Annotated in this window: 26 protein-coding genes and 3 pseudogenes; 12 read left to right on the forward strand and 17 right to left on the reverse strand. The window is 67.9% G+C overall.

What is annotated here, in order from left to right; all coding sequences use genetic code 11:
- Positions 1-45 precede the first annotated feature (45 nt).
- Complete coding sequence (locus tag ACIGJO_RS29730) at positions 46-819, forward strand: cation transporting ATPase C-terminal domain-containing protein (RefSeq protein WP_399963413.1); 774 nt, start codon at positions 46-48, stop codon at positions 817-819.
- Here the strand turns inward: ACIGJO_RS29730 and ACIGJO_RS29735 are convergent.
- From ACIGJO_RS29735 to ACIGJO_RS29755, 5 genes and pseudogenes are all read right to left on the reverse strand, one after another.
- A pseudogene (locus ACIGJO_RS29735) lies at positions 747-1,327 on the reverse strand (DUF4389 domain-containing protein). The gene ACIGJO_RS29730 and the pseudogene ACIGJO_RS29735 sit on opposite strands and share 73 nt — an antisense overlap.
- Positions 1,328-1,422: 95 nt before the next feature.
- Positions 1,423-1,557: a hypothetical protein gene (locus ACIGJO_RS29740; RefSeq protein ID WP_399963353.1), complete on the reverse strand. Its 135-nt coding sequence runs from the start codon at positions 1,555-1,557 to the stop codon at positions 1,423-1,425.
- A 1-nt stretch (position 1,558) separates the two neighbouring features.
- Positions 1,559-1,780 carry a transposase gene (locus ACIGJO_RS29745; protein WP_399963356.1) on the reverse strand — a complete coding sequence of 74 codons (222 nt, stop codon included), beginning with the start codon at positions 1,778-1,780 and terminating at the stop codon, positions 1,559-1,561.
- Entirely contained in the window at positions 1,777-2,547 is a 771-nt protein-coding gene (locus tag ACIGJO_RS29750; protein ID WP_399963358.1) for a transposase, read from the reverse strand. The genes ACIGJO_RS29745 and ACIGJO_RS29750 overlap by 4 nt, the downstream gene beginning before the upstream one ends.
- A gap of 12 nt (positions 2,548-2,559) precedes the next feature.
- Positions 2,560-3,644: pseudogene (locus ACIGJO_RS29755) on the reverse strand (IS630 family transposase).
- Positions 3,645-3,934: 290 nt separating this feature from the next.
- On the opposite strand from ACIGJO_RS29755, the gene ACIGJO_RS29760 reads away from it, so the two are divergent.
- From ACIGJO_RS29760 to ACIGJO_RS29780, 5 genes are all read left to right on the forward strand, one after another.
- Entirely contained in the window at positions 3,935-5,182 is a 1,248-nt protein-coding gene (locus ACIGJO_RS29760) for an NAD(P)/FAD-dependent oxidoreductase (RefSeq protein ID WP_399963360.1), read from the forward strand.
- 252 nt (positions 5,183-5,434) lie between these two features.
- Positions 5,435-5,839: a hypothetical protein gene (locus ACIGJO_RS29765; protein WP_399963362.1), complete on the forward strand. Its 405-nt coding sequence runs from the start codon at positions 5,435-5,437 to the stop codon at positions 5,837-5,839.
- A 7-nt stretch (positions 5,840-5,846) separates the two neighbouring features.
- Positions 5,847-7,049 carry a lycopene cyclase family protein gene (locus tag ACIGJO_RS29770; RefSeq protein ID WP_399963364.1) on the forward strand — a complete coding sequence of 401 codons (1,203 nt, stop codon included), beginning with the start codon at positions 5,847-5,849 and terminating at the stop codon, positions 7,047-7,049.
- A complete protein-coding gene (locus tag ACIGJO_RS29775; RefSeq protein ID WP_399963366.1) occupies positions 7,049-7,783 on the forward strand; it encodes a methyltransferase domain-containing protein in 735 nt (244 codons plus the stop codon). Before ACIGJO_RS29770 ends, ACIGJO_RS29775 begins: the two co-directional genes overlap by 1 nt.
- A complete protein-coding gene (locus tag ACIGJO_RS29780; protein WP_399963368.1) occupies positions 7,780-9,339 on the forward strand; it encodes an FAD-dependent oxidoreductase in 1,560 nt (519 codons plus the stop codon). Before ACIGJO_RS29775 ends, ACIGJO_RS29780 begins: the two co-directional genes overlap by 4 nt.
- Before the next feature lie 24 nt (positions 9,340-9,363).
- Here the strand turns inward: ACIGJO_RS29780 and ACIGJO_RS29785 are convergent, their stop codons facing one another.
- The 6 genes from ACIGJO_RS29785 to ACIGJO_RS29810 form a co-directional block, all read right to left on the reverse strand.
- Positions 9,364-10,368 carry a DUF5914 domain-containing protein gene (locus ACIGJO_RS29785; protein WP_399963370.1) on the reverse strand — a complete coding sequence of 335 codons (1,005 nt, stop codon included), beginning with the start codon at positions 10,366-10,368 and terminating at the stop codon, positions 9,364-9,366.
- On the reverse strand, positions 10,365-11,360 hold the full coding sequence (locus ACIGJO_RS29790; protein ID WP_399963373.1) for a phytoene/squalene synthase family protein: 996 nt from the start codon (positions 11,358-11,360) through the stop codon (positions 10,365-10,367). The genes ACIGJO_RS29785 and ACIGJO_RS29790 overlap by 4 nt, the downstream gene beginning before the upstream one ends.
- A complete protein-coding gene (gene crtI, locus ACIGJO_RS29795) occupies positions 11,347-12,900 on the reverse strand; it encodes a phytoene desaturase family protein (protein ID WP_399963415.1) in 1,554 nt (517 codons plus the stop codon). The genes ACIGJO_RS29790 and crtI overlap by 14 nt, the downstream gene beginning before the upstream one ends.
- 5 nt (positions 12,901-12,905) lie before the next feature.
- The gene (locus tag ACIGJO_RS29800) at positions 12,906-14,045 is read right to left on the reverse strand and encodes a polyprenyl synthetase family protein (RefSeq protein WP_399963376.1); all 1,140 of its coding nucleotides are present in this window, start codon (positions 14,043-14,045) and stop codon (positions 12,906-12,908) included.
- Positions 14,046-14,707: 662 nt separating this feature from the next.
- Positions 14,708-15,244, reverse strand: a complete 537-nt coding sequence (locus tag ACIGJO_RS29805) for a Dps family protein (protein ID WP_399963417.1) — start codon at positions 15,242-15,244, stop codon at positions 14,708-14,710.
- 259 nt (positions 15,245-15,503) lie between these two features.
- A protein-coding gene (locus ACIGJO_RS29810) for an IS5 family transposase (protein ID WP_399963419.1) occupies positions 15,504-16,321 on the reverse strand; the annotation gives its coding sequence in 2 pieces (ribosomal slippage) (positions 15,504-15,979 and positions 15,979-16,321; 819 coding nt in all).
- 346 nt (positions 16,322-16,667) lie between these two features.
- Between ACIGJO_RS29810 and ACIGJO_RS29815 the strand changes: the two are divergent.
- A pseudogene (locus ACIGJO_RS29815) lies at positions 16,668-16,847 on the forward strand (transposase domain-containing protein); the annotation flags it as partial.
- Positions 16,848-16,858: 11 nt separating this feature from the next.
- Here ACIGJO_RS29815 and ACIGJO_RS29820 read toward each other — a convergent pair.
- A protein-coding gene (locus tag ACIGJO_RS29820) for an IS5 family transposase (protein ID WP_399963378.1) occupies positions 16,859-17,667 on the reverse strand; the annotation gives its coding sequence in 2 pieces (ribosomal slippage) (positions 16,859-17,347 and positions 17,350-17,667; 807 coding nt in all).
- A gap of 114 nt (positions 17,668-17,781) precedes the next feature.
- Between ACIGJO_RS29820 and ACIGJO_RS29825 the strand changes: the two genes are divergently transcribed.
- Positions 17,782-18,432 carry an IS630 family transposase gene (locus tag ACIGJO_RS29825; protein ID WP_399963381.1) on the forward strand — a complete coding sequence of 217 codons (651 nt, stop codon included), beginning with the start codon at positions 17,782-17,784 and terminating at the stop codon, positions 18,430-18,432.
- On the forward strand, positions 18,410-18,715 hold the full coding sequence (locus ACIGJO_RS29830; RefSeq protein ID WP_399963383.1) for a transposase: 306 nt from the start codon (positions 18,410-18,412) through the stop codon (positions 18,713-18,715). Before ACIGJO_RS29825 ends, ACIGJO_RS29830 begins: the two co-directional genes overlap by 23 nt.
- Here the strand turns inward: ACIGJO_RS29830 and ACIGJO_RS29835 are convergent.
- The 3 genes from ACIGJO_RS29835 to ACIGJO_RS29845 form a co-directional block, all read right to left on the reverse strand.
- Positions 18,627-18,884: a BON domain-containing protein gene (locus ACIGJO_RS29835; protein ID WP_399963385.1), complete on the reverse strand. Its 258-nt coding sequence runs from the start codon at positions 18,882-18,884 to the stop codon at positions 18,627-18,629. The genes ACIGJO_RS29830 and ACIGJO_RS29835 overlap by 89 nt on opposite strands.
- Positions 18,885-19,169: 285 nt before the next feature.
- Positions 19,170-20,162, reverse strand: a complete 993-nt coding sequence (locus tag ACIGJO_RS29840) for an MBL fold metallo-hydrolase RNA specificity domain-containing protein (RefSeq protein ID WP_399963387.1) — start codon at positions 20,160-20,162, stop codon at positions 19,170-19,172.
- On the reverse strand, positions 20,087-20,530 hold the full coding sequence (locus tag ACIGJO_RS29845; RefSeq protein WP_399963389.1) for an MBL fold metallo-hydrolase: 444 nt from the start codon (positions 20,528-20,530) through the stop codon (positions 20,087-20,089). Before ACIGJO_RS29845 ends, ACIGJO_RS29840 begins: the two co-directional genes overlap by 76 nt.
- A 173-nt stretch (positions 20,531-20,703) precedes the next feature.
- On the opposite strand from ACIGJO_RS29845, the gene ACIGJO_RS29850 reads away from it, so the two are divergent.
- The 3 genes from ACIGJO_RS29850 to ACIGJO_RS29860 are packed head-to-tail and all read left to right on the forward strand — an operon-like array spanning position 20,704 to position 24,943.
- A complete protein-coding gene (locus tag ACIGJO_RS29850) occupies positions 20,704-21,783 on the forward strand; it encodes an alcohol dehydrogenase catalytic domain-containing protein (RefSeq protein ID WP_399963391.1) in 1,080 nt (359 codons plus the stop codon).
- Positions 21,783-22,556 carry an HAD family hydrolase gene (locus ACIGJO_RS29855; RefSeq protein ID WP_399963393.1) on the forward strand — a complete coding sequence of 258 codons (774 nt, stop codon included), beginning with the start codon at positions 21,783-21,785 and terminating at the stop codon, positions 22,554-22,556. The genes ACIGJO_RS29850 and ACIGJO_RS29855 overlap by 1 nt, the downstream gene beginning before the upstream one ends.
- Positions 22,553-24,943, forward strand: a complete 2,391-nt coding sequence (locus tag ACIGJO_RS29860; RefSeq protein ID WP_399963395.1) for a glycoside hydrolase family 65 protein — start codon at positions 22,553-22,555, stop codon at positions 24,941-24,943. Before ACIGJO_RS29855 ends, ACIGJO_RS29860 begins: the two co-directional genes overlap by 4 nt.
- Positions 24,944-24,951: 8 nt before the next feature.
- Here the strand turns inward: ACIGJO_RS29860 and ACIGJO_RS29865 are convergent, their stop codons facing one another.
- Both ACIGJO_RS29865 and ACIGJO_RS29870 read right to left on the reverse strand, forming a co-directional pair.
- The gene (locus tag ACIGJO_RS29865) at positions 24,952-25,941 is read right to left on the reverse strand and encodes an Acg family FMN-binding oxidoreductase (protein ID WP_399963397.1); all 990 of its coding nucleotides are present in this window, start codon (positions 25,939-25,941) and stop codon (positions 24,952-24,954) included.
- A gap of 22 nt (positions 25,942-25,963) precedes the next feature.
- Positions 25,964-26,587, reverse strand: coding sequence for a CBS domain-containing protein (locus tag ACIGJO_RS29870; protein WP_399963399.1), 624 nt, complete (start codon positions 26,585-26,587; stop codon positions 25,964-25,966).
- Positions 26,588-26,989: the final 402 nt, after the last annotated feature.

Consider the following 26,989-nt stretch of genomic DNA (forward strand, 5'->3'; position numbering starts at 1 on the left):
CCGCCACCATGGTGCTCACTCACCGACGACAACTTCGCCACCATCGTGACCGCTGTCGAATCCGGGCGTCGCGTCTACGACAACGTACGCAAGTTCATCGTCTACATCTTCGCCCACGCGACCCCGGAAATCGTTCCCTTCCTCGTCTTCGCGCTCTCCGCCGGCGCGGTACCGCTTCCTCTCACCGTGCTGCAGATCCTCGCCATCGATCTCGGCACCGAGACGCTGCCCGCCCTCGCCCTCGGCCGGGAACGCTCCGAGCCCGGCATCATGCAGCGGCCGCCCCGGCCACGGCACCAGGGCGTGATCTCCCGCGACATGCTCGTCCGGAGCTGGGGCTACCTGGGCCTGGTGTCGGCGGCCCTCGTCATGGCGGGCTACTTCTACGTGCTGTGGCGCGCGGGCTGGCATCCGGGTGACCCCACGGGTACTGGCAGCCCCTTGCACCACGCATATGTGACGGCCACCACGGCCACCTTCGCCGGTATCGTCACCTGTCAGGTCGGCACAGCCCTCGCGGCCCGCACCGACCACGCGGCGTTGCGCGACATAGGGGTGCTCTCGAATCCGCTCCTGCTCGCCGGTATCGCCTTCGAGCTCGCGTTCACCGCCGCCCTCGTCTACGCGCCCCCGCTCCAGCACCTGTTCGGGACGGCCTCCCTACCCCTGGACGTCGTCCTGCTCATCGCGACGTTCCCGGTCCTGGTGTGGGGCACGGACGAGCTGAGGCGCGCCAGACGGCGCCGTCAGCTGCCGTCCGCGGCCCGCTCGGTCCCGGCGGTCTCCGTGCCGCCCTGGTCGAGGCGGAAGGGCGGGTAGGCGTCCGTCATGAGGCTCGCGCAGGCGGCGACGCGCAGGACCCAGCGGTTCAGTCCGACGATCAGGACGAACAGGTCGCGCGGATAGCGCTCGGTGAAGGCGAGGGCGAAGGCCGCGATGATCGTGAGCAGGGTGATCAGGCCGCCGCTCCGCCATTCTGTATGCATGCCGCTGGCAAAGAAGGCGATCACGAGATAGTGGGGGATGGCGAGCAGCCATCACTTGACCAGGAGCAGCGAGCGCGAGAGGCGCTCCGGGTAGGCGATGTCGAGACGGTCGGGGTGGTCGGGCTCCGGGCCCAGGCTGAAGGGCGGGTAGCGGTCGGTGACGAGGGCGCCGTACGAGTGATAGGACACGCGCCAGGACCAGCGGAGCACGCCGAGGTCGAAGTCGAACAGGTCCGTGGGAAGCGCTTGGTGAACAAGATGGCGAAGAACGCGATCACTGTGACGACGAGGAAGGCGATCCAGAGGAAGAACAGCACGATCCAGTAGGGGATCACCAGGATTCATTTCACCAGCCACAGCCAGCGGGACAGCTGGCTGTCGAGTTCGGCCTTCACTGTCGACGGAGGGTGAGGGGCGCGCTGTATGTCCGTGATCGTCACTTCCTCGGCAGATCGTCGTCCTCGTACGTGCGCCGGTCGACGACGCCCACGACACCGTTGACGCTGTTGCAGAGCCTGAGGAGCACCGGCACGAGGCTGCGGCGACGCACCATGCCACTGTGACTGATCATTTCAGAATGAGGTCCGGAGTCGTCTCAAGCAGATGATGCTGCAGGCGAGTTGGAGCAGACTGAGATGGAGGTCGGCCCGTATCTCGTTGCGGATGCGGAGTCTTTTGAACTGGTGGAGCCAGGCGAAGGTCCGCTCGACGACCCAGTGGGACCTGCCCAGGCCGGAGCGTTGTCCCGTAAATGATCTGCGACGTGCTCGCTGATCTGCTTGTTCCTTCGTCACCCGGCGAGGGTGAGGTTGTGCAGGCGAGCGATGCCGAGCATGGTGTGGTGGACACTGTCACCTCTGAGGCGGCAGTCGCGGAGGATCTTCCAGGTCTTCATCCGGGCAAGGGTGTGCTCGACGCGGGCGCGGACCTTGCGGTGCGAGGCGTTGTGTTCCTCTTTCCATGGTTCGAGTTCGCTCTGGCCGGGTTCGCGGCGGTGCGGGATGACCAGGCCGGTGCCCCGGTAGCCGCCGTCCGCGATGACCGTGGTCCTGCCGACGGCGGCCTTCGCGCCGGACAGCTCCCACGCCTTGCAGTCGTTGCGGTTGCCGGGCAGCGGACGGCCGACCGCGACGACCAGCCGAGTGTCCGCGTCGATGACGACCTGGTGGTTGGTGGAGTACCGGTAGTTCTTCGACTGTTCGGTGACGTTGTGGTCGCGGGTGGGGACCAGGGTGCCGTCCACGATCAGCACGGTGTCCTTACGGAATCGCTTGCGCTGCTGGAGGGCGAGCGATGGCGCGAGGTGGTCGATGATGCGGTCGGCCGCGGACTTCGGCACCCCGAAGAGCGGCGCCAGCTGCCGCAGGGTCAGGTTTGTGCGCCAGTAGGCGGCGACCGGCAGGGCGCGGTCCTCCAGCGGCAGGCTCCACGGTCGGCCCTTACGCACCGGATCCGCACCTTCCCGCCGGAGGGCGGTGATCAGTTTGCCGAACTGGCGCGGGCTCAGCCCGCTGAACGGGGCTGTACAGGAGGGCTTCGACGCCGCGATCACACCAGACACAACAAGATCATCTCACCCTGACCAGCAGTTACGGGGCAGGTCTTTGTCTTCTGAGTCAGGAATTCTGTTCAGATATGAGGCGAGGCGTTCGAGGATCTCGTCCGCGGTCTTGGTCCAGATATAGGGCCTGGGGGCGGTGTTCCAGGCTGCGATCCAGGTCCGGATGTCCTTCTCCAGGGCTTGGACGGTTTTGTGGGTGCCTCGCCGTGTCTGTTTGTTCATCAGCTCGGCGAACCTTCGCTCCACGAGGTTGAGCCAGGACGATCCAGCCGGCGTGAAGTGCAGATGGAACCGCGGGTGGGCCAGTAGCCAGGTCTTGACGGCCGGGGTTTTGTGGGTGGCGTAGTTGTCCAGCACCAGGTGGATGTCGAGGCCGTCCGGTACTTCCCGGTCGAGCTTGATGAGGAACTTCTTGAACTCCTCGGCCCGGTGGCGGCGGTGGAGTGAGCCGATGACCTTGCCGGTGGCGACCTCCAAGGCCGCGTACAGGGTGGTGGTTCCGGCGCGGACATAGTCGTGCGTCATCCTTTGCGGCACTTTGGGCATCATCGGCAGCACCGGCTGCGAGCGGTTCAGGGCCTGCATCTGCAATTTCTCGTCGACGCAGAAGACCAGGGCCCGCTCCGGCGGGTCCAGATAGAGGTCGACGACATCGCGGACCTTGCCGACGAAGTACGGATCCGTCGACAGCTTGAACGTCTCGGAGCGGTGTGGCTGCAGACCGAGAACCGCGACACCGTCGACTGCGACAGGCCCGTCTGCCTCGCCATCGAACGCGTCGACCAGTGGGCCGCGCTCTTCCGCGCGGACCGCAGCGTTCTGGTGACCAGCGTGGCCACCTGTTCGTCGGTCACCGTCCGGGGGCCGCCCGAGCGGGGCATGTCTCCCAGGCCGGCGATTCGATGCTCGACGAACCTCGCCCGCCAACGGCCCACCGTATGCGGCGTCGAGCCGAGCCGGGCCGCCACGTCCCTGTTGGAAGCGCCCTCCGCGCAGGCCAGGATGATCCGACAGCGCAGAGCTCACGCCTGCGGCGTGGAATGGCGCCGCACCCACCCCTCGAGTGCAGCCCGTTCCTCATCCGACAGAACCAACACGGCCTTCGGAGTTCAGTGCGTGCCACAGGCCAAGTTTGAACATCTGAACAGAATTCCTGACTCACAAGACTAGGGCCGGGATGGTCCGGCCACGCGCTGCCGGGCCTGTCGCGTCCACCGGGACTCGCCGAGGCGCTGACGGCTCTGGTTGCGGTTTCGAACGGGTGACAGCTGATGATTTCGTCACAAACTGACCACTGCTCGGGGAGGCAACCGGAATCGACAGGAGGTCCGTGATCGGCTTGACCTCGGACAGGTTCTGTATCAACAGACTGACGAAGGAGACGACGATGGCTGATCACCGCCGCCCACCGCCCGACATCCTCGTCATCGGTGCCGGTTTGGCAGGCATCGCCTGTGCACTGGACCTGAGCCGCGCCGGACTGAGCGTCGAATTGCTGGAATCCTCCGACGGCGTGGGCGGCCGGATGCGCACGGACCGCAAGGACGGCTTTCTGCTGGACAGGGGCTTTCAGGTCTTCAACACCGCCTATCCGCAAGTCAAAAGGCGAGTGTCCCTACGGGACCTGTGCCTGAGGCCGTTCACTCCAGGACTCCTCGCCCGGACGTCCACGCGTCTGGTGCGGATCGCTGACCCCATCAGGCGCCCGGGTGATGCCGCGAGCCTGATGCCCGGGCGGGTCCTGTCGGCACGCGACCTCGCCGCGCTCGCTGCCCTCACCACCCGCGATGTTCTGTTGCCTGCCAGCATTCTCAAGCGTCTTCCCGACCGCAGCACTGCGGCCGCCCTCACCCGCGCTGGAATTTCACTGAGTGCAGCCGAGGAACTGCTGCGCCCGTTTCTCTCGGGAGTCTTCCTCGAGGACGAGCTGGAGACGTCCGCCCGCTTTTTCCACATGGTCTGGCGGAGCATGGCGCGCGGAAACCTTTGCCTGCCCGCCGCGGGCATCGGCGCGGTGCCAGAGCAGCTGGCCGCCGGCCTGCCTGACGGCACGCTCCGCCTTGAGGCACCCGTCGTCACGGTGACCGACAGCGGTGTGCTGCTTCAGGACGGCAGTGAACGACCAGCGTCCACCATTGTCGTGGCCACGGACGGGCCGACAGCCGCCTGCCTGTTGCCGGGCCTCACTGTGCCCGACGGCCGCACGGTGACGACCTACTACCACGCGGCTGACACCTCGCCGCTCGCCGAACCGACCCTGGTCGTGGACAGCAGCCGCGCAGTCCTGAACACCTGCGTTCTCACTGAGGTCGCACCCTCCTACGCGCCACCAGGCACTGCCCTGGTGTCGACTTCCGTACTGAACGACGATCGCCCAGGCGGGGAAGCCGTGGTACGTCGGCGCCTGGCCGAGCTGTACGGCACCGACACGAGCGCCTGGACGCTGATTGGCGCATACATCGTGGAAGACGCGCTGCCCGCGATGGTGCCACCTTGGCCTGTGAGCCGTACCACCCGCTTCGCACCGGACCGGTATGTCTGTGGAGACCACCGGGCAACAGGATCGGTTCAAGGAGCCCTGGCATCGGGCACGCGTGCCGCGCGTGAGGTGCTGGCCGATTTGGCGCGACAATGACCCCCTCGATCGAGCCCTGCCCCTTGCACGTCCCTGTAGGGGCAGGCCGAAACGAAAGAGGAAACCCAGACCTGGCGATACGGAGCAGACATGAGAAAAGACGGTGTGCCTGTCGGGGTGACCGGCGCTACGGGAGCCCTCAGCGCAGCCATTGCGGCCGTACCCCGGGCCCGCGGCGCGCATCTTGCCCCGGCCTGCCGGAACAAGATGTGCTGTGCGCGAACCACCGAAGCACCCGGCCACGCTCCAACGGTGCTGTTCGGCGCCGACGCCCCGGATTTGCACGCCCACGCAGCGCATATGGCAGTTGACGAAGTCGGCGGTCGGGACGCCGTTCTGACAGCGCCCGGCTCGTTAGCCCTCGGTAAGTCCAACGCAGTGAAGGGCAACATCACCCTGCAGTGGATCAAAGTGGACACGCCGGGCGCTCGGCTCAGCGTCGCGCGCTGCGAAATCCGCCCCACGGACATCCATGTGCTGGACATTCTCCTCGGCCATCCGGATACCGAGCGGGATATCGCCGACCCCCTCCCGGGCTCGCCGCCCCCGGATCACCTCAACGCCGCCAGGGCCGCGACCGGCGCCCTGGCAACGGACGCCGAAAAACTGCGTACAGGACCCGAGACAACGCCACCCCTGGCACGACGGGGCCGGTGAACGGCCTGTGTCCCCAGAGGCGTCACCGGCCGACGCCATCGTCCTCGGCGGCGGCGCCGCCGGACTCAGTCTCGCGTACTGGCTGACCAGGACGGGGACCACGGCCGTGACCGTCGTTGAGGCGCCCGACGGGCCGCTGAGGCCAACCGAACGCACCTGGTGCTACTGGGACGACTCTCCCGGAGAGTTCGAGGAAGCCGTCGTAGCCTCCTGGCCGCGGCTGCGGATCACAGCACGAGACGGTGGAACCACCACTGCCGACCCCACACCGCTGCGCTACCGCATGCTGCGATCCGCACTGTTCGAAGAACTGGTCTGTTCCCGGCTGGCGCAGTACCCCGCGGCTCGGTTCCTGCGCGCCACAGCTCATGCCGTGACCAACGTCAAAGACGGTGCCGAAGTATCCTGCACCACCGCAGGTGGACACCCGCTGACCCTGCGAGGCAAGCGCATCTTCGATTCACGTCCGCCGCGCCGCCTGCCACCCGCCCGGACCACACTGCTCCAGCACTTTCGTGGTTGGTTCGTACACACGGCGACCCCGCACTTCGACCCCGAGGTGGCCGACCTCATGGACTTCCGCCTGCCCCAGCCACCCCGGGGGATTGCATTCGGCTACGTCCTGCCCCTGGCACCGGACCGGGCTCTGGTGGAATACACCGAGTTCTCCCGCAACACCCTGTCGACCGCCGCATATGAGGCGGCCTTACGTCACTACACCACCGACGTGCTCCGCCTCGGTCCGCTCACCGTCGAAACCGCCGAACAGGGTGTCATCCCCATGACCGACGCGCGCTTCCCACACAGAACCGGGCAGGCCGTCTTCCATATCGGGACCGCAGGAGGCGCCACCCGGCCAGCGACCGGCTACACGTTCGCCGCCGTGCAACGCCAGAGCCAGGCCATCGCAGCCGCCCTCCGCGATGGCAGAAAGACCCTGCCACCACCTCACAGCCGACGGGCACTGGCGATGGACGCGGTTGTCCTGAGAGCGCTCGACACAGGCCGGATCGATGGCCCCCACTTCTTCACCGACCTCTTTCGCCACACCCCGACGGAGCGGCTGCTGCGCTTCCTCGACGGCGCGAGCACACCCTGGGAAGAGCTCGGCATCGGACTGCGTACGCCTGTGGTCCCCATGCTCCGCACGGCCGCTGAGCTGCCCTTCCTCTCCCGCCGCGCTGCGACCCCGCCCCAAGAGAGCCGCTGATGACGCTTCTGCGAGACCAGGACCTCACCGCGGCGTTTGACCACGCCGCGCGCACATACGACTTCCTCACCGCGGCCAACCCCGGCTACCGCACCGAACTGCACCGCACCGCACGTCGGCTCTGTCTGCCGCATAGAGGAGCCGGCTTGCATGTGCTCGACATCGGCTGCGGCACCGGCGCGTCGACACAAGCACTGCTGCGGGCCGCCCCACACGCGCGCATCACAGCCGTCGACGCGTCCGCAGGGATGCTCGAAAGGGCACTCGCCAAGCCCTGGCCCGACAACGTGCGGTTCCGTCACCTCACCGCCGAGGAAATGCTGAAAGCCGACGGTGAACAGTCCTACGACGCAGCCCTGAGCGCCTATCTCCTCCGAAACGTCACCGACCCAGACGCCGTCCTGACTGCTGTCCACACACTCCTGCGCCCCGGAGGGCGCCTCGCCGTGCACGAGTACACCCTCAGCGGCTCCCCTTTCCATACCGCCCTGTGGAACACCGTATGCCGCAGCGTGATCATTCCGCCAGGAACACTGACCGGCGACCGTGAGCTGTACCGCCATCTGCGGAGCAGCGTTCTTGCCTTCGACACGGCCCCCGCCTTCGCGTCCCGGCTCACCAGGGCCGGATTCACCAGCGTGCGCACGGTCCCTGTCGCGGGATGGCAGACAGGCATCGTCCACACGTTCCTCGCCGGACACGGTTCCGTGACCGGGCCGACGGCCGCCCGATGAGGACAGCGCCGCCCGCCAACGGCTCCCGTCGCGGCCGGGACCGAAAGGCAGAAGTGATCCTTCCCCGCCCGGGGCGGGAATGCTTCACCGGCGACGCGCCCAGAACCGCGGTAGTCGGCGGAGGAATCGCCGGCCTCTCCACCGCGACGGCGCTCGCCGAACGCGGAGTCCACGTCACCCTCTACGAGCGCGAGGCATCGCTCGGAGGCCGTCTGAGCGGATGGCCCGTCCGCCTCACCGACGGATCCCGGGCCACCATGAGCCGCGGGTTCCACGCCTTCTTCCGCCAGTACTACAACCTGCGTGGCCTGCTGCGCCGTACCGACCCCACGCTGTCTGTACTCACACCCCTGCCTGACTACCCCCTGCGGCACAGCAGCGGCCTGACCGACAGCTTCACCCACGTGCCCCGGACACCACCCTGGAGCGCACTCGGCTTCGCCGCACTCAGTCCCACATTCGGCTGGCGCGACATGGCCGCGATGGACCCGCGCTCGGCTCTGCCGCTGCTCGATGTGCGGGTGCCCGGGGTATACGAGCGGTTCGACCACGTCAGCGCGTCGGACTTTCTGGATCATATCCGTTTCCCCCCGGCTGCCCAGCACTTGGCGTTCGAGGTCTTCTCACGCAGCTTCTTCGCCGACCCGCGTGAACTCTCCGCTGCCGAAATGCTGCTGATGTTTCACATCTACTTCCTCGGCTCGTCCGAGGGACTGCTCTTCGACGTACCGTGCGAGCCGTTCCCACAGGCTCTCTGGCAACCACTGGGCGAATACCTGGAACGGCTTGGCGTGGACATGCGCACAGGCACAGCCGCCCGCTGTATCCGGCCTGAAGACGACGGCGACCTTAGCGTGGACAGCGACCGGACGACCGACCGCTACCAAGCGGTTGTCCTGGCCCTGGACCCGGCCGGTCTACGCCATCTCGTCGGTGCCTCGGACCAACTGTGCGACGCGGGCTGGCGTGGAGACGTCGCCGGCCTGCGCACCGCACCAGCGTTCCTGGTCACCCGCCTGTGGCTCGACCGGCCGGTCCGCCGTGACCGAGCCGGTTTCCTCGGCACCAGTGGCTACGGAGGCCTGGACAATGTCAGCGTCCTCGAGCGTTGGGAGGGGGAAGCAGAGCGCTGGGCAAGGCGTACAGGTGGCTCAGTCGTGGAACTCCACGCCTACGCAGTGGACAGGGAAGTCGACCGGAATGACATTCAGGAGCGACTGGTGGCCCAGCTCCACAAGATTTACCCGGAGACCGCGACCGCCCGGATCGTCGACGTCCGTCATGAATGGCGCGCAGACTGTCCGATGTTCACCGTCGGCGGTTATGGCCGTCGGCCCTCGGTGCAGACACCGCACCCGCGGGTGATGGTCGCGGGAGACGTGGTCCGCACAGGTCTTCCCGTGGCTCTGATGGAACGAGCGGCGACCTCAGGCTTCCAGGCTGCCAACGCTCTCCTCGCCGACTGGGGGATCCGGGGACAGACGCTGTGGACCGTGCCCCGTGCCGGCCGATCCCAGTTCCTGCGATCCTTTGCGAGAATGGGCGCACGGCAATGAGCCCGTCCGCCCGCCCATAGTCCCTCAGCCAGGAAAGCGCCCGACTCTGCGCAGCGACCAACGGCGCTCCGCGTAGGACAGGTCGTCACGCCACAGCCGGCCGGCAGCCCGGCGCATAAGTGGGCGCAGCACTGGTGCAGCAGCACGTGCCAGGGCGAAGCCCCGCCGACCAGACGTCGCGATGACCGCCTCGACCACGGCTGTTCGCGGGCTCTGGTCTCCCCGAGGAGTCAGGGGAGTGGCATGCGTCTCCACGACCGAGGTTGCCCCCTCACCCTCCGTGATGTGCATGACGACCGTATGCGGCTCGGGCGAGGTGAAGACCGCCCGCACGGGCACCACCAGGCGGCCGACGACCCGGAACGAAGCCTTGACCGCGAACGCGTCGCCGGAACCACCCCGGGGGGTTTCCACGACTTGCAGGTCGACGAACGAGTAGGGATGGAACCACGACCCGTGCCACGGGTCGAGCCGGTTCGCGATCACGTCCTGCGGCTCGCACCGTCCCACCATCGTGAACACCGATTCCACCGCGTTCACGAGCACCGGGCGCCTGGGCAGCACTGGAAGCTCCAGCGGTGCCTCGCCGCCGGCCTCGTCCAGACGCACCCACACCAGAACCCCGTCGTCGTGGGCTGGGAACGGCTCCCAGCCGCTGAACGGGCCACCCGGAAGAGCCATCCCATGCCAACGGCACACGAGAGCCCCACACACCACCCGGCCCTGACGAAGCGGAGCCCCGAGATGCGGGCACGCGCCAGGCCCTGCCCGCACCCCACCCGTCTGCGTACGCCACAGCACAACCTCCACCCCACTCACGGTTCTCCCGTAGGGACGGCCCCGGACGATGTCCCGGGATGCTCCGACGACGAACCAGTTTCCCGACGGCCTCGCGGATGCCCGCCCGAGGGCTTCAGAGATGATCGAAGGCTTTGCCTCCTGCCATGTCGGCGTCTGCTCGGACCAGCCCGGTCCCCGGCGCACCCGCAGCGGCGAAGCCCAGTGCCCGCCGCCCGACAGTCTCCTCATCGGCCATACCCCTCTCCCCGATGCGCCGTCACGCGCGCGGCATCAGATGAGACCTGCCTACTGGCTCGGACCCGGGCGCCCAGGATGCGCACGAGCCCTACGGCAGCTGTGCGAGCCCGGCACCCTCGCGGAACCACGGATCGTCCGTGCAACACCGCATAGTCATCGCGCACGATCGCGTCCAGAATGCCGCCGTAGAGCGTGAAGGCAGTGCGAATGCACGGCCGCACCCGCGGGTCGAGTATGCCAATGCCCGGCTCCGCCTCCCGGTACCTCTCCCGCGTCATCGCGTCGGCCTCCACGAAGGCTGCTCGGATACGCGGATCACGGCGGCCGGTCCGGCGGCTCCACTCCAGCATCGGCCGGTTCACCCCGTGGGCGGCGAGCAGGTCAGCCGGCAGATACACACGCCCCCGGTCCAGGTCCTCGCCCACGTCGCGCAGGAAGTTGGTGAGCTGGAACGCAACTCCGAGGGCGGCCGCATGCGGCTCCGCTTCCTCGCGGGCGACCACTGTTCCGAGCACCGGCAGCATCTGCAGACCGATCACCGCTGCCGAACCGTATATGTATGCCTGCAGATCTGCGTATGTCGGATAGTCGGTGACACTCAGGTCGCTGCGCATGGAGGCCATGAAGTCGGCGAACAGACGCGGCTCGATGCCATAGCGCCCCGCAGTATCCGCCACCGCCCGTACGACGGACCCCGCCCCACTGCCGGCGCGCAGCCCGTGCGCCAGATCGTTCTCCAGCTTCCGCAGTAGCCGATCGCGCTCCCCCGGCGTCTCCCGCCGGTCGAGATCATCGACGATGTCGTCAGCCCAGCGTGCGAAGCCGTACAGCGCGTGGACCGCGCAGCGGCGTTCGACCGGAAGTAGACGGGTAGCCAGGAAGTATGTCTTACCGTGCTGTGCGTTGAGCCGTCGGCAGCACGCGTAAGCCATGCGAAGGCGGGGGTCGGTGATGCCCGCAGCGTCCAGTTCACGACGGGTCATCGGCGCTGCCTCTCCGGGACGGGACGACGGTCCGTTCCCGGACCCCGGGCCTCGTGCACACTGTCCGGGGGAGACCCATGATCCGGGCGGCGGCGAGCTTCCCGCTGATGAGAACGGTGGGAACACCCACCCCGGGGGTTGTTCCGCACCCAGCGAGGACGACGTTGTCCCACCCGCGCACGAGATTGCGCGGCCGGAACGGACCCGTCTGGGCGAAGGTGTGGGATACCGAGAAAGGTGTGCCCGCCGCATGCCCCTGGGCTGCCCAGTCCGCCGGCGTCACCAGCAGCTCGCTGCTGATGGAGTCACTGAATCCGTCCAGCCCGCGGCGTTCCAGCTCAGCCACCAGACTGTCGCGGTAACGCGGTCCGATGTCCTGCCATGTGTCTGCCGAAGGGCCTGTCGTTGTATTCGGGCAAGGAGCCAGGACGTAGTGCAGGTGTTTCCCCTCTGGAGCGAGCCCTGGGTCGTGTGTTGTCGGCCTGGTGATCAGCAGTGATGGATCGCTCATCAGCTGCCCAGTTCGCGTGAGTTCTTCAAAGGTCCGCTTCCACGAGGCGCCGAAGGAGATCGTGTGATGCGCGAGCTCGGGCCAGGTGCGGTTGGTACCGGCATGGAGGATCACCGCAGAAGGGGAGTGACGCAGCCCCACCAGTCGGCGCGGAGTCCGCCCCAGAAGTCGGTGCGCGACGGGCAGATCGGGCGTCAGAACCACGGCGTCACAGGCGATTCGCTCGCCCGACGCCAGATGCACGGCCCGCACTCGTCCGGCGGAGCGTTCCAGCTCGGTCACCTGGGCGGACCAGCAGAACTGGCCCCCGGCGCCGGCGGCCGCCTCCGCCATGGCCCGGGGCAGCGCGTGCATACCTCCCCGGGGGAAACAGACGCCCGCCACCGTGTCCATGTAGGCGATCACCGCGTAGGCGGCGAGTGCCCGGGCCGGTGCCACCCCCGCGTACAGAGCCTGGAAGGAGAACACCCTGCGCAGTCGCTCATCGGAGAGGAACCTGCCGATCTGCGGGTCCAGGCGCCCGAAGCCCCCCAAGGCTGCCAACCGGGCCAAGTCTGGATGCAGAAGCTGGAAGGGGGAGTCGAAATTTGCATCGATGAACCGGTGTATCTGGGCCCGGTACAGCTGTTGCAGCCAGATACGCAGTCTGCGGTAGCCCTCGGCCTCAGCAGGGCCGGCGAAGCGACGCACCTCAGCCTCCATCACATCGCCGTCCGTATGGACGTCCACGTGTGAACCATCGGCGAACCGGGCTCGATATGCCGGATGCAGCTCAACCATATCCACTCGCCGGTAGAGGCTGTCACCGACGGCGGCAAAGGCCTCATCAGCCAGCTGAGGCATGGTCAGGACGGTTGGACCGGTGTCAACCTGGAATCCGCTGAGTTCGAGTCGGCCCACACGGCCTCCTGGCCCGGCGTTCCGCTCGACAACGGTCACTTGGCGGCCCGAACCGAGCAGATGGAGAGCTGCGGCGAGACCAGACAGGCCGGCGCCGACCACCACCACATGGTCCGATGGACCGGACAGGGTTTTCACTGGCTCCCCTCGTTCCTGAACACGGCCCGTTCCATCAGAGAAGCGAACTCCCGTCGTGCCTGCCGATCCGCTCCAGCTGCTGTGAAATGACGCAGGCTCAACGTGTACAGCTCGGCGATCCTGGTCTCCACCACCGCCCGCGCGCCCGTGCGTTCCAGGGCAGCGCGAATCCGGTCGATCTCATCGTCTGAGCGAGAGACATCGTCAGGCCCGAGCACGGCAAGCGCCTCGCCGTCATTCGATGCGTCAGCGAGCCGCACGGCGACCGCGAGGAGATACGTGAGCTTCCGCCCACGCAGATCCTCGTCTGCGGGCTTGCCCGTCACCGCTGGATCTCCGAACGCACCCAACAGGTCGTCCCGGAGCTGGAAGGCAAGCCCTGCACAGCGGCCGGCGGAGTGCAGCGCGTCCAGGGCCCGGGCATCTGCACCAGCAAGTGATGCGCCCAGAGCGAGCGGCCGCGCCACGGTGTAGAGAGCACTCTTCAAGGTCGCAATGCGCAGGGCCTCCTCCGCGGCGGAAGAGCCAGCTGCCTGAGCACGTATATCCAGGTACTGCCCCGCGACCATCTCGCAGCGCATCGCCCGCCATTCACCATGCAGCTGTCGGCCATGCGGCGAAGCCAGTGCGGTCTCCGTGAGTAAGTCGTCGGCCCACGCCAGGGCCAGATCACCCGCGAGCACAGCGGCAGCGGTCGAGTACGTCTCGGCCGCACCCTTCATATCGCTTACGCGGTGCATCCGGGCGAACTCGGCGTGAACCGCAGGCGCACCCCGTCGCACCGGCGATCCGTCCATGACGTCGTCGTGTACGAGTGCACACGTCTGGAGAAGCTCAAGGGCTGCTCCGATCCGCAGCAGGGCCCTCGGATTGGTCCCCCCTCCGACTGCCTGGAATCCGCACCACAAGAATCCCGTCCGTAACCGCCTTCCGCCGTTCTGCACAAATGCAGCCACCCTTTCCACGACATCTCTGGTGAACACCGTGTCCACCTCACGCGCTTCGCACAGCCGGGCGTCAAGATGCTCCGCGAGCACGCCCTCAACGACCAACATTGCGTCGCGTGCGGTGTGTGGAGTCTCAGGGCAGCCATCAGGGTCGACGGCGCCGCCCCGCGTTGTCCGCGCTTCGAGCATGGGTAAACTCCTTTGATCTTCGTCCCTCGCATACAGGTGTTTCGGCCGTCGGCCGGAACTCGGATGCACTCATCACTGCCCGTGCGGGGCCTCGCCGGACCAGGACTCGCACCGCAGTCCCGAAGCCGGACGTGTTCGGCGCTTCAGCGCCGCACCTTCCGGAAGCCATTCGTTCTGTCGGACCGCCGGCGCAGACCCGCACCGCTCAGAAGCACTAAGCTCGCTCCAAGTACGGCTTCATACCTGGTCTGGCACCCTGCCTGGCTCACGCAATGGCTACCACCATGCGCTGTAGCGCCTGCTCAGTTCGCTGACCCGGTCCATCCGCCTACACATAAGCCGGTCCGAGACAGGTCGGATTTCACCCATGCGTCAGCAACCGGGTGCCGCGGAGCCGAGTCGGCCCTGTGCTTTCAGCCAGCGCCTCGCAACCGCTACAGGGACAGTCCCTTGTTGCTGGCGCTTCCGTCGGCCTGCCCGGCCGACCACATACAGCGCCCCTCCCGTTGAGCTCACGGCGGACAACGCATCCACCGCTGACGAAGCCCTCGCCAGTGAGCGACACACCTTCTGTTCACGGCAGTGACGGCACGCAACGCCTCGATGCCGGGGCATTGTTTCGAGTGTTCCGCTGCGCCGTGACTCAGTCTGGCCGTTCTGTCTCAAGGCTGCGTGCGTGCCCGGTCGGCTGCCTGGGAGGCAGCAACCCTCTCGGTCGACGCTCCGGCAGTGCTGAGTTCACCGCCGCTCGACTCCAGATGCGCGCGCACGAACCACTGAAACAGTCCCAGCCCCCGCAACTGCTCGATGAGCATGTCGTGTGTTACCGGATCGGACTCTTCGGTTTCCTGCATCGCAGACCGGTGATCCTTGATGACCTCGGTGTACACCAGGTTCAGGGCGCCGAGGTGCTCGATGGCTTCGGCTCTGCCGATCGAATAGTCGCTCCATGTACGGTCGGCAACCAGGGCGCCGGGCGTGCCATGAGGTTCGCCGCCCAGAGTGGAAATGCGCTCTGCGAGGTCATCCGTCATCGAAAGTACCTGCTCGACCTGCAGGTCTAGCATTTCGTGCACGGCGATAAAATGTGGCCCAACCACATTCCAGTGGGCGTGCTTAAGGGTCAGGGCGAGATCGTTCAGGGCGTGCAGGCGCATCTGCAGCAGGGCGATAACGTCACTGCTGATCTCAGGATTCATGCCGGGCGCGGTGTAGGCAGGCTGAGGAGGCTTTTGTGACACTGTCATGCTCCTTGAGACGTCAGTCATTGATGACTTTAGGCAATCAGTCGCCGGAGGTTCCTACCTTCTGGCCGCGCCGAGCCGACGGGTCTTTCATCAGTGCGGACGCATAGTTCCCGCTGTCGGTGAAAGCCAGGGTAGGAGAGAACCAGCGAAAGGAGCCTGGTCAGAATTCCTGATCCACGCCAAAGCGCGCCAGGGTGGTTTAGACCGTGTCCTATGTGGTGAGTCGGACGAGTCGCTTGTAGCAGCAGAGGGCTGCGGCGAGGCCGAGAAAGGCCAGGTAGTTGCGGGGATTTCGTTCGTAGCGGTGGTTGAGCCGGCGGTAGCCCGTGAGCCAGGACATGGTCCGCTCGATGACCCACCTTCGGCGGCCGAGTCGTTCGCTGGACTCGATGCCCTTGCGTGCAATGCGGACGCCGATGCGCTTGCCGCGTAGCCATTTGCGCAGGTGAGGAACGTCGTACGCCTTGTCAGCGTGAAGTCGCTGAGGCTTGAAGTGCCGGCCACGGTGTGGGTCGTGTCTCGTTTGGTGACCGGCGACCATGGGCTTCAGCGCGAGGCTGTCGTGGACGTTGGCCGCGGAGACGCCGACGACCAGGGGCAGTCCGTTCGCGTCCGACAGGACGTGCATCTTGGAGCCCGGCTTGCCCCGGTCCACAGGGCTTGGACCTGTGTGTTCGCCCCCTTTTCAGCGCGCACGTGGGCGGAGTCGAGGACAGCGCGCGACAAGTCGAGCAGGCTGGCGTCGTAGAGCCGGTGCACGATCTCCTCGTGCAGTCGGCCCCACACGCCGGCCCGCGACCAGATCACGAACCTGCGATGAGCCGTCGACTTCGATATCCCGAAGCATGGCGGCAACGCGCGCCAGGCACAGCCGCTGACCAGCACGTAGATGATGGCCGCGAACACCGTCTCATCAGGCGTGTCCTGCGTGCCGCCACCTTGCGGCCGCACCTTCGACGGCGGGATCAGCGGCTCCGCGATCTCCCACAGCCCGTCCGGAACAATCCAACTCCACGTACCCCGCCCCATGATGAGCCCAACGACCACCTCACCACATAGGACACGGTCTTAGTGGGGTCCGGCGTGCTGTTCGGGATCGAGTGCTTGGAGATTTTTTAATTAGTGTCGGCCGAAGGTGACCTGGAGCGGGCGGTGGTCGCGGTGCGTCTTCCCGTCCACAGCCCGCGCCGACATCGAGGACGCAGCCGCTGACCTGTTCCGCACACGGCTGCTCCGTCCGGCACCTGATCTTCAATAATCGTGACCAATGTCGCGAAGCCAAGAGCTCAGCGGCGATGTCAAGGAGGGTGAGATACGGCGAGGTCTCTGCTATCCAGGGGCTCGACCAAGACTTTCCTGAGAAAGCAGAGACCCAGTGGCCAAGTCTGTCACGGGCGGAACTATTGACGTGTTCGCGCCTGGTTGCATCGGTGAGTTGACGCAGGTCGTGCCCTCGGGGCTGGTTGACGCGGTTCTGGAGGAGACCGGAGCACGGGAGCGCCGGCTGCGGTCTCTGTCCTCCAGAGGCGGAGTGTATTTCGTTCTGGCTTTGAGCTCGTAACACGATCATGAGCGGGATCTCTGGAGGCGTCTCCAGCAGATGAGGCTGCAGGCGAGGCAGACGAAGGCGTCGTGGAGTTCGGTGCGGCGTTCCCAACGGACGGCGAGGCGTTTGAAGTGGTGAAGCAGGGCGAAGGTTTGCTCGACGACGTAGCGGAGTTTGCCGATGCCCTTGATGTTGGGTGATCCCTTGCGGGAGATGACGGGCAGGATCCGTCGGCGACGCAGCTCGTCGCGGTGGGCGTTGGAGTCGTATCCCTTGTCACCGAGCAGGGCTTCGGGCCTGCGGCGAGGCCGGCCGGGGCGGCCGGCGACGGGTGGGATGCCGTCGACCAGGGCGAGAGTCTGGGTGACGTCGTTGACGTTGGCCGAGGTGGTGATGACTTTGAGCGGGGTGCCGCGTCCGTCGCAGATCAGGTGGTGTTTGCTGCCCGTTTTCCGCCGGTCGACCGGCGACGGACCGGTATCGGCGCTCCCTTTTTCGCACGGATGTGGGAGCCGTCCACGCAAGCCCGTGACCAGTCGAGCTCGCCGGCCGCGTTCAGCTCGGCGAGCAGGACCTGGTGCAGCCGGTCGAAGACCCCTGCCTTCTGCCACCGGTCCAAGCGACGCCAGCACGTCTGGCCCGAGCCGAACCCCAGCTCCAGGGGCAGGAGTTGCCAGGCTATGTCGTTGTAGAGGACGAACAGAATGCCCTGGAGGCAGAGCCGGTCCGACACCGGCCTTGGCCCCGGGGCTCGTTCCGGCCAAGGCGGCAACAACGGCTCGATCAGCGCCCACAAATCATCGTCCACGATCCACGGTCGAGTACCCACACCCTCACGAACGGCCGAATCGACACCGGTTACGCCCCACCAGCACACTTCAACAAGATCGTGTTACGAGCCCTAAGGGCTGTCCCGCGCCGGAGATCCATCGTTAGTTCCTGTATGAGTGATTCTTTGGGTGTGCCCGCACCGCGTCGCGGTCCGAAGCTGGAACCGTTGTTGTTGTCCGCTGGCGAGCGTGCGGTGCTGGAGCGTTGGGCCCGGCGGGCGACGTCTGCGCAGGCGGTGGCGTTACGGGCGCGGATCGTGTTGGCGTGTGCAGGCCCTGACGCTCCGCCGATTGTTGTGGTGGCGCGGAATCTTCGGGTGGCGGCGGATACGGTCCGCAAGTGGCGACGGCGGTTCCTGGCCGGCCGGCTGGACGGGTTGGTGGACGAGCCCCGGCCGGGTCGGCCGTCCACCATCAGCGTTGACCAGGTGGAGGCGGTCGTGGTCAGCACGTTGGAGGAGATGCCGAAGAACGCCACCCACTGGTCGCGCAAGTCGATGGCCGACCGCAGTGGGCTGTCGAAGTCGACCGCGGGCCGAATCTGGCGGGAGTTCCGTCTCAAGCCTCATCTGACGGACAGTTTCAAACTGTCGACGGACCCCTTTTTCATGGAGAAGATCTACGACGTGGTCGGGCTGTACTTCAATCAGCCCGAAGGAGCGGTGGTGCTGTCGGTGGACGAGAAGCCGCAGATCCAGGCGCTGGACCGGTCCCAGCCGGTGCTGCCGATAAATGCCGGGCATGCCCGAGCGGCGCACCCGTGACTACATCCGCAATGGCCTGACCACGCTTTTCGCGGCCTTCGACGTCGCGACCGGCGAAGTCATCACCTCGCTGCACCGCCGGTATCGGGCAGCGGAGTTCAAGAAGTTCCTCATCAAGATCGAGAAGGAGGTTCATGGGCACCTCCAGGTCCACCTGATCTGCGACAATCACGGCGCCCATAAGACACCGGCCATCAGGGCCTGGCCGGCTGGCCTGGGCGGTGAGCTCGCACCCTACATCCACCACGCCTTCGACGCGCCAGGCGTGCCGCGAGTGGGATGAGCGCGCTGTCGCGGACCTCGCCGGACACGGTGACGACACCGGCGTCGACACGGACGTCGACCTGGTGGTGGGAGAGCGGGAACAGGTGCTCGATGACGTCTCGGCGCACCTCGGCGGCGAGTTCGTCGTCGGCGCGGAGGAAGACCTTGAGCAGGTCGGACCGGCTCACGATCCCCTGGATCGTCCCGCTCGCGTCGACGTCCGGCAGCCGCCTGACGCGATGGGGCCAGGGGTTCCGCGCCGACGCGCGGCATGAGGTCGTTGCGCGTGCCTGCGGGGAAGCTGACCGGGTGCGAGTGCTCCAGGAGGTGGTCGCGTGCCTCGGGAGTGAGTTCGTTCAGCAGCGTCCGCGTAGTGCTCATGGTGTCCTCCGGCCCTACCTTCACAGGCTCCCGCGCGGAGGCCGGTCATGGGGAGGGCCGCGCAGGGCACACCGGGGGCCGAAGTGCCCCCGTCAGCGGACCAGGACGGCCTCCCCGGAGCGGGGCACGACGGCCGTCCAGCCCAGTTCGCGGTCGATGCGGTCGCGCAGCGCCTCGGAAGCGGCCGGTTCGCCGTGGACGAGGCAGGTGGTGTGCGGGGGAGGGGCGCCGCGCGGCCAGTCGATGACCTGTCCGGCGTCGGCGTGTGCCGAGAAGTGGGGAACGTCGGCGACCTCGGCCCGTACGGGCACGTATTCGCCGGACATCTTGAGTGCCCGGGCACCGTCCAGGAGGTCCCGCGCCCGGGTACCGGCTGCGGCGAAGCCGACCACGACGACCGCGTTGCGCGGGTCCGGGAGCAGCCGGTGCAGGTGCAGGACGCGGCCGCCGGTGGCCGTGCCGGCCGAGGAGACGATGACGGCGGGTCCCCTGACCTCGTTGATCTCGATGGACTCCTGGACTGTACGCGCGGCGAGGAACGGCGCGGGGCTCAGCGCGGCTGCTCCCTCTGCGAGGATCTCCGGCCGCAGCTCGGGGGAGCGCTCGCGTACCGCGTCCTGGTGGACGTCGAGGGTGGCCAGGGCCATGGGGCTGTCCACGTACACGGGGACTGACCGCGGTAGGATGCCCGTCTCGCGCAGCAGTGTTGGTTCGTGCGGGACAACCTCGGTGCGGTCGATCGTGAAGGCGGGGATGACGACGGTGCCGCTCCGGACGGCGGTCCGCGCGATCACGGCGGCGAACCCCGACCGGGCGGACTCCTGGTCGTGGCGGCGGTCGCCGTACGTGGACTCCATCAGCAGCACGTCGGCGCCGGAGAACGGTTCGGGCGGCGGCAGCAGTGGGTGTCCGGGCCGCCCCAGGTCCCCGGACACGGCCAGGGTGTGGCCATCCTCCGGCGTCAGGCGGGCCCACGTGGATCCCAGGATGTGCCCGCTGTGGTGGAGCGTCAGCCGGGTGCCGGACACGATCTCCACGTCCTCGCCGACCGGGACCGGGTCGAAGAACGCCAGCGTCTTCTCCACATGGAGTCGTCGTACAGCGGCTTGGCCGGGCGGTGCTTGGACCAGCCGTGCTCATCGGCGTGCCGGGCCGTGTTGGCGCTGGTGAGGATCGGTCCGCGGAAGCCCTGCCGGACCAGGCGGGGCAGACAGCCGCAGTGGTCCAGATGGGCATGTGTGACGACCACGGCGTCGACGTCCGCGGCGTCGCGGGCGAACCGTTCCCAGTTGCGGCGCCGCAAGGTCGCGAAACCCTGGAAGAGACCGCAGTCGAGGAGGATCCGCGCATGGTCGCTCTCGACCAGGAACTTGCTTCCGGTGACCGTTCCCACGCCGCCCAGAAAACTGAGCAGTGCGGGTCGCGGAGCGGTGTTCGGGGTTGCCCCGGACATGGTCAGCCCTCTTCGGAGTGGACCGGTCTCCACCTTCGCATCCGGACCGGCCGGGACCGGAGGGTCCGAGCGGGCCCCTTTCGGGGCCGACCGGCTCATGTGCCGCCCGAGGGCTCCGGGGAGCCTGGTGGACGAGGACCGCGGCGACGCGCGACAGGAAGCAGGTGGGCGCCATGAAGGCACTCGTCTTCCAGGGACCGGGTCGGATCGCCTGGCAGGACGTACCCGACCCGGGCATCGAGGACCCCGCCGATGCGGTCGTCAGGGTCGACGTCGTCACCATCTGCGGCACGGACCTGCACATCCTCAAGGGGGACGTGCCGGAGGTGATGCCCGGCCGGGTCCTCGGACACGAGGCGGTGGGCGCCGTGGTCGAGACCGGAGGCGACGTCCGCACGGTGCGGCCGGGAGACCGCGTCCTGGTCTCCTGCATCTCCGCATGCGGCAGGTGCCGCTTCTGCCGCGAGAACCGGTATGGGCAGTGCCGTGGCGGAGGTGGCTGGATCCTTGGCCACACCGTCGACGGCACGCAGGCCGAGTACGTCCGTGTGCCCTTCGCCGACCTGTCCGTCCACGCGCTGCCGGACACCATCGACGGCTCCGACGCGGTCCTGCTCGCCGACATCTTCCCCACGTCCTACGAGGTCGGGGTCCTGAACGGTGCCGTGCACCCCGCCGACACGGTGGTCGTCGTCGGCGCGGGCCCCATCGGTCTCGCCGCCGTCGCCACTGCCGGCTTCTATCGTCCGGGCCGGATCGTCGCCGTCGACCTGGTCGAGTCGCGGCTGGCCGCCGCCCGTGCCCTCGGCGCGGACGCCACCGTGAATGCCGAGGAAGGCCCCGAACAGCTCGTCGCGGATCTGACTGACGGCCTTGGCGCCGACGTTGTCATGGAGGCGGTCGGCGTCCCGGAGGCGTTCGAGATGTGCACCCGGATGGTCCGACCAGGCGGCAGAGTCGCCAACATCGGAGTGCACGGAAAGCCCGCGGCCCTCCACCTCGAAGACCTGTGGATCAAGGACGTCACGATCACCACCGGCCTGGTGGACACCTCGTCCACACCCATGCTGCTGCGCATGATGGCCGCGGGGCGGCTGCCGTCGGCAGCACTGCTCACCCACCGGTTCGAGCTGGGGGAGATGGAGGAGGCGTACGACGTCTTCGGTCGCGGGTCCGAGACCGGCGCCATCAAGGTCGCGCTGGGCGGCCCGCAGCACACGGTCGTGAGCCTCCCCGACACATCGGCGGCCTGATGAACGGCCGAGGCCCGGACTCTCGGCCGCCGGAGAGCGTCGTCCTCGACACCGACGGTGTACTGCTCGACTCCGCCGTCGTGCACGCGGCGGCGTGGAAGATCGCCTTCGACGCCTGCCTCGACCGACTGGCGCCCGGCAACGGGAGACAACCCCCCTTCGACGCGGACGCCGAGTACCGCCGACTCGTCGACGGAAGGTCTCGGTACGACGGCGCCGTGGCCTTCCTCACCGCCCGCGGCCTTCACCTCCCACCGGGAGATCCGCACGACGACCCCGGCCACGCCACGGTCTGGGCCGTCGCGGCACACAAGGAACGGGCGTTCGTCGATCTGCTTCGTACGGAAGGTGTCACGGCCTTCGCCGACGCCAGGCCGGCTCTCGCGGCCCTGCGCACGGCGGGAGTCCCGTGCGCCGCCGTGTCTGCCTCCCGGCACGCCCGGGCACTGATCCGTGCCGCGGGGCTCGCCGGTCTCCTCGCGGTGATCGTGGACGGCGAGGACGCCGCACGACTCGGCCTCGCCGGCAAGCCGGATCCCGCGCTCTTCCTGCGGGCGGCGGCCCTCCTCGGCAGCAGCCCGCAGGTGACCGCGGTCGCCGAGGACGCTCTCGCCGGAGTCGAGGCAGCGCGTCGCGGCGGTTTCGGTCTCGTCGTCGGAGTCGACCGCACCCCGCTGCGATGCACCGCCGCCCTCCTGCGAGAGCAGGGTGCCGACCTGGTGGTTCCCGATCTCACGACGCTGGTCCGGAGCGTGTGGGGTGAGCGCGGATGACCATCGGCTGGACGTGGAGTTACGACCGGTATGACCCGGAGCGCGAGCCGCTGGTCGAAGCGCTCTGCACCCTCGGCAACGGCCGGTTCGCCACCCGGGGCTCCGCTCCCGAGTGCCCCGCCGGAGGCGCGCACTATCCGGGGACCTATCTGGCCGGCTGCTACGACCGGCTCCCCTCGGTCGTCGCCGGCGAACGGGTCGACAACGAGGACCTCGTCAACCTTCCGAACTGGACGCTTCTGCGCTACCGCTGCCTGCCGGACGACGGGCCGGCAGGCGACTGGCTGACGCCCGACGCCGGGGAGCTGCGCCACTACGACGTCCGTCTGGACCTGCGCGCGGGCGTGCTCACCCGGCGCTTGTTCTTCGAGGACGCCCGCGGGCGGGGCCTGCGCGTCAGCCACATCCGCGTCGTACACATGGGAGACTCTGGTCTTGCTGCCCAGTGCACCCTGTTCCGCGCTTACGGATGGAGCGGTTCCGTCGAGGTGCAGTCCGTCCTCGACGGCACCGTCACCAACGCCGGAGTGGAGCGCTACCGGCACCTTGACGGGTGTCATCTCACGGACCACCGGACCGGATTCGCGCCCGACGGTGTCTCCTGGATCTTCTGCCGTACCGTCGACCCGGGCATCAGGATCGCCATGGCGGTGCGTACAGTCACCCGCCCCGCGCGGCCCGCGCGGGAGGAGGCCACCAGTACCGGCACCGTGCAGACGTACCACCTGCCGGTCGTTCCCCGCCGCTCGGCGATGGTCGTGAAGACTCTGGCACTGCACACCTCGATGGACTGGCCCGCAGCTGACCCGCTCTCGGCAGCCACCGACGTGATCGCCCGTGCTCCTTCCTTCCCGCAGCTGCTCTCCGCCCACAAGGCGGCCTGGCGGCGAGTCTGGGAGCAGGGTGAGTTGCACGTGCCCGGGGAGGCGGGCCGCATCCTGCGGCTGCACGTGTTCCACCTGCTGCAGACGCTCTCCCCGCACACGGCGGACCTCGACGTGGGCGTTCCCGCGCGTGGGCTGCACGGTGAGGCGTACCGGGGGCACGTCTTCTGGGACGAGCTCTTCGTCCTGCCCTACCTCGACCTCCACTTCCCCGAAGTGGCCCGCGCGTTGCTCATGTACCGGCACCGTCGACTGCCGGCCGCCCGCGAGGCCGCCCGCCTCGCCGGCCAGCAAGGGGCCATGTATCCATGGCAGAGCGCGAGTTCGGGCCGCGAGGAGACACAGGCCCTGCACCTCAACCCCCGCTCCGGGCGCTGGCTGCCCGACCACTCCCGGCTCCAGCGCCATGTGGGCTCGGCCGTCGCGTACAACGTCTGGCGGTATGCGCAGTCCACCGGCGACCGCGGATTCCTCCACGCCGCCGGAGCGGAGATCCTCCTTGAGGTCGCCCGCTACTGGTCCGGGGCCGCCACCTTCGACCCGGCGATCGGCCGCTACCGCATCCGCGGGGTCATGGGACCGGACGAGTACCACGACGCCTATACCGATGCCACGAGCCCAGGCATCGACGACAACGCCTACACCAACGTGACCGCCGCCTGGGTGCTCGCCCGGAGCCTCGACCTGCTCGGCGAATTGCCTGCGGCCCGACGCTCGGAACTGTCGGAGCAACTGTCGCTGGACGACAGCGAGATCGCTCGCTGGGAGGCCGTCTCCCGCCGCCTGTACGTGCCGTTCCACCAAGGCGTGGTCAGCCAGTTCGAGGGATACGGAGACCTGGCGGAGCTCGACTGGGAGGCGTACCGGGCCCATTACGGCGACATCCGCAGACTCGACCGGATCCTGGAGGCCGAGGGCGACACGGTCAACCGCTACCAGGCGTCGAAGCAGGCCGACACCCTCATGCTGGGCTACCTCTTCCGGCTCGATGAGTTGTACAGCCTGTTCGGTCGGCTGGGCTACGGGCTGGACGACGAGATGTGGCGTGCGACCGTCTCGTACTACCTGCGGCGCACCAGCCACGGCTCGACGCTCAGCAGTCTCGTCCACGGCTGGGTGCTGGCCCGGCAGAAAGGCGCTGAAGCCTGGCGCTACTGCGAGGGGGCGCTGCTCGACGACGTGGCCGATGTCCAGGGCGGAACGACCGGCGAGGGCATCCATCTCGGCGCGATGGCCGGCACGATCGACCTCGTCGAACGCGGGATCACCGGCCTGGCAACGGGACCGGAGGGGCTTCGGGTGGCTCCGGTGCCGCTGGCGGAGATCCCCCGGTTCGCCTTCACCCTGTGCGTCGGCCATCATCGAGGGGTGCGCCTGCGGATGCTTCCCGGTCGGCTGGCCATCCGGGTCCCCGCCTCGCCTGCGGGCCCGCTCGCCGTCGCCCTCCCCGGCGACCGGCGGGTCACTGTTGCACCCGGACAGGAGCGTTGGTTCCGTCGGTGAGAAGCGGTTCAGTCGAAGGCGAGCACCTCGGAGACGGGACGGCGCGGTGTGGCCCGACCCTGGGGGCCGTAGCCCAGGCGGATCACCATGTGAACGAAGCTGACCATCGAGCCGGGACAGCGTGCTTCGGAACGGAGTTCGGGCCATTCCAGCGGTTGGGACATCAGGGAGGTGGCAAGGCCGTCGAGGGTGGCCTGCAGGAGGACTCGGTGCATGGCCTGGCCGGCCTTCAACCATTCCTCCCGGGCGTCCTCGACTGTGCCGAGCAGTGCGATCTGAGGATTCTTCTCGAAGCGTGCCGAGGTGCGGGCGGGCACCTGTCGGGGGGCGTCGAAGTCCCTGACGGGGGAGGTCACGTCGTACTGCCTCGGGCCGAAGGCGTACGAGGGGATGCCCTCGGTGCCGGGGCCTTCCCCACCCGCACCGGTGCGTGTCCAGGCGGCGATCTCCGCGCGTACGGCCTCGTCCGCCGCCTCGAACAGCTCAGAAGCGTGGACGAGACCCATGACGGTGTCGGTGTGCCACGCTCCCGGTACGACGAGTCGGCAGCCCTCGATGAGGGCCGCGGCACGGAGTCCGTCGATCACTTCGGAGGGGATCCGTTCTTCGGTGAAGGGGAAGCGGCTGGTGTGCCGACGCGACAGGGCGGCATGGAGTATGCCCAGTTCGCTGTCGGCGTCGTCGGGATCGTCGAACCGTACGTCGGCGAGGTGCCAGGGATCTTTCGGGGAGGGCAGCAGCCGGACCACGGGATGCAGGGCCCGGTGCGCGGCGGCGACCCGCAGACCGAACAGGGCGGCGCCGCAGCCGAGGTGGAGGGACCGGTGGTCGGGGTCCCCGCGCGGCATGCCGCGCAGCGGGTCGCCGTGTAGTTCGACGACCCCGGTGCCCGTCGTGCAGACGAACTTCCAGGGCTGTGCGTTGTGCATCGAGGGAGCCATGACAGCGTCTTCGATCAGCGACGTCACCAGTGGTCGGGTCAGCGCGGTGGTAGACACGGTTCGTCCTGTCTGAGGTGAGTCACCAAGAGATGTCGTGCGGAGTCCGGGTGGCGGATGCGAGATGTGTGTCGTCTTCGTGGAAGGACAGCCGGTCCACGACGGCGACGACGCCATCCACGCGCTCGGCGAGTCCGACGAGCATCAGGGCTTGACTCCGCCACCGGACGCGTCCCCCCAGCGTCACCACGCCGTCGAGGACGTGCACGTCCACCGCATCCCCGGGCAGGCCCATGGCATCCGTGAGGACGTCCTCACGGATGCGGCGCCGTATCTCCGAGTCCGGGCGGAGGTAGACACAGAGCAGATCGCGGCGGGTCACGATGCCTACCAGTCGTTCCTCCTCGTCGACCACGGGAAGCCTTTCGACTCCGCGGCGCACCATCAGCCGTGCCGCGTCCGCCACCGTCTCCTCGGCGTGAACCGTGACGGCCGGCGTGGTCATCAGGTCTCGCGCAGTCAGCTCGTGGCGGGCCAGGAGGTCGCTCTCGGAGACGACTCCGACGACATGGTCGTCCTCGTCCAGGACGGGGACCCCGGTGATGTCGTGCTCGGCGAGCAGCTTCGCCACGTCCCTGAACGACGTCGTAGGAACGGCGGAGACCACGTCGTCGGTCATCAGACCGCCGACCTTCATGTGCTTCATCGCCGCGCCTCCTGTTCGAGGGTTCGGACGGTGCTGTCCCGCATCACCACCCTCCGACAAGCGCTCGGGGTCGGCGAGGGCCGAATGGCCCACCCTCAGGACCGAACGGGCTCGTCACTGCCGCGTCCGGGCTCCGCCGACCGGGGGCGGGACCTTTGGTCCCGTTCATTGCCCCCAGCGGCCCTGCGGTCATCGGGACCAGCTGCCAGGGTGGAAGGAGGTCCCTCGGCCTCAGCTAGGCCGTGTATCGAAAGTGGATCTTGGGGCGTGAATGATCACGGTTCATGGGTCGGGGAGATCTCACGGGCGAACAGTGGGCAACGCTGGAGGCGTTGTTGCCGAAGGGGACGAAGGCGGGGCGGCCGCCCGTCTGGCCTCGGCGGCGACTGATCGACGGCATAC

Source organism: Streptomyces sp. NPDC079020 (genome assembly GCF_044542225.1).
Taxonomy (GTDB): Bacteria; Actinomycetota; Actinomycetes; order Streptomycetales; family Streptomycetaceae; genus Streptomyces.

What these genes read in the sequence shown, in the direction of transcription:
- ACIGJO_RS29740 (WP_399963353.1), bottom strand. Translation starts at nt 1,557, where the DNA reads ATGATCAGTCACAGTGGCATGGTGCGTCGCCGCAGCCTCGTGCCGGTG.
- ACIGJO_RS29760 (WP_399963360.1), top strand. Translation starts at nt 3,935, where the DNA reads ATGGCTGATCACCGCCGCCCACCGCCCGACATCCTCGTCATCGGTGCC.
- ACIGJO_RS29775 (WP_399963366.1), top strand. Translation starts at nt 7,049, where the DNA reads ATGACGCTTCTGCGAGACCAGGACCTCACCGCGGCGTTTGACCACGCC.
- ACIGJO_RS29780 (WP_399963368.1), top strand. Translation starts at nt 7,780, where the DNA reads ATGAGGACAGCGCCGCCCGCCAACGGCTCCCGTCGCGGCCGGGACCGA.
- ACIGJO_RS29785 (WP_399963370.1), bottom strand. Translation starts at nt 10,368, where the DNA reads ATGAGGAGACTGTCGGGCGGCGGGCACTGGGCTTCGCCGCTGCGGGTG.
- ACIGJO_RS29790 (WP_399963373.1), bottom strand. Translation starts at nt 11,360, where the DNA reads ATGACCCGTCGTGAACTGGACGCTGCGGGCATCACCGACCCCCGCCTT.
- ACIGJO_RS29800 (WP_399963376.1), bottom strand. Translation starts at nt 14,045, where the DNA reads ATGCTCGAAGCGCGGACAACGCGGGGCGGCGCCGTCGACCCTGATGGC.
- ACIGJO_RS29805 (WP_399963417.1), bottom strand. Translation starts at nt 15,244, where the DNA reads ATGAATCCTGAGATCAGCAGTGACGTTATCGCCCTGCTGCAGATGCGC.
- ACIGJO_RS29825 (WP_399963381.1), top strand. Translation starts at nt 17,782, where the DNA reads ATGAGTGATTCTTTGGGTGTGCCCGCACCGCGTCGCGGTCCGAAGCTG.
- ACIGJO_RS29830 (WP_399963383.1), top strand. Translation starts at nt 18,410, where the DNA reads ATGCCCGAGCGGCGCACCCGTGACTACATCCGCAATGGCCTGACCACG.
- ACIGJO_RS29845 (WP_399963389.1), bottom strand. Translation starts at nt 20,530, where the DNA reads ATGTCCGGGGCAACCCCGAACACCGCTCCGCGACCCGCACTGCTCAGT.
- ACIGJO_RS29850 (WP_399963391.1), top strand. Translation starts at nt 20,704, where the DNA reads ATGAAGGCACTCGTCTTCCAGGGACCGGGTCGGATCGCCTGGCAGGAC.
- ACIGJO_RS29855 (WP_399963393.1), top strand. Translation starts at nt 21,783, where the DNA reads ATGAACGGCCGAGGCCCGGACTCTCGGCCGCCGGAGAGCGTCGTCCTC.
- ACIGJO_RS29860 (WP_399963395.1), top strand. Translation starts at nt 22,553, where the DNA reads ATGACCATCGGCTGGACGTGGAGTTACGACCGGTATGACCCGGAGCGC.
- ACIGJO_RS29870 (WP_399963399.1), bottom strand. Translation starts at nt 26,587, where the DNA reads ATGAAGCACATGAAGGTCGGCGGTCTGATGACCGACGACGTGGTCTCC.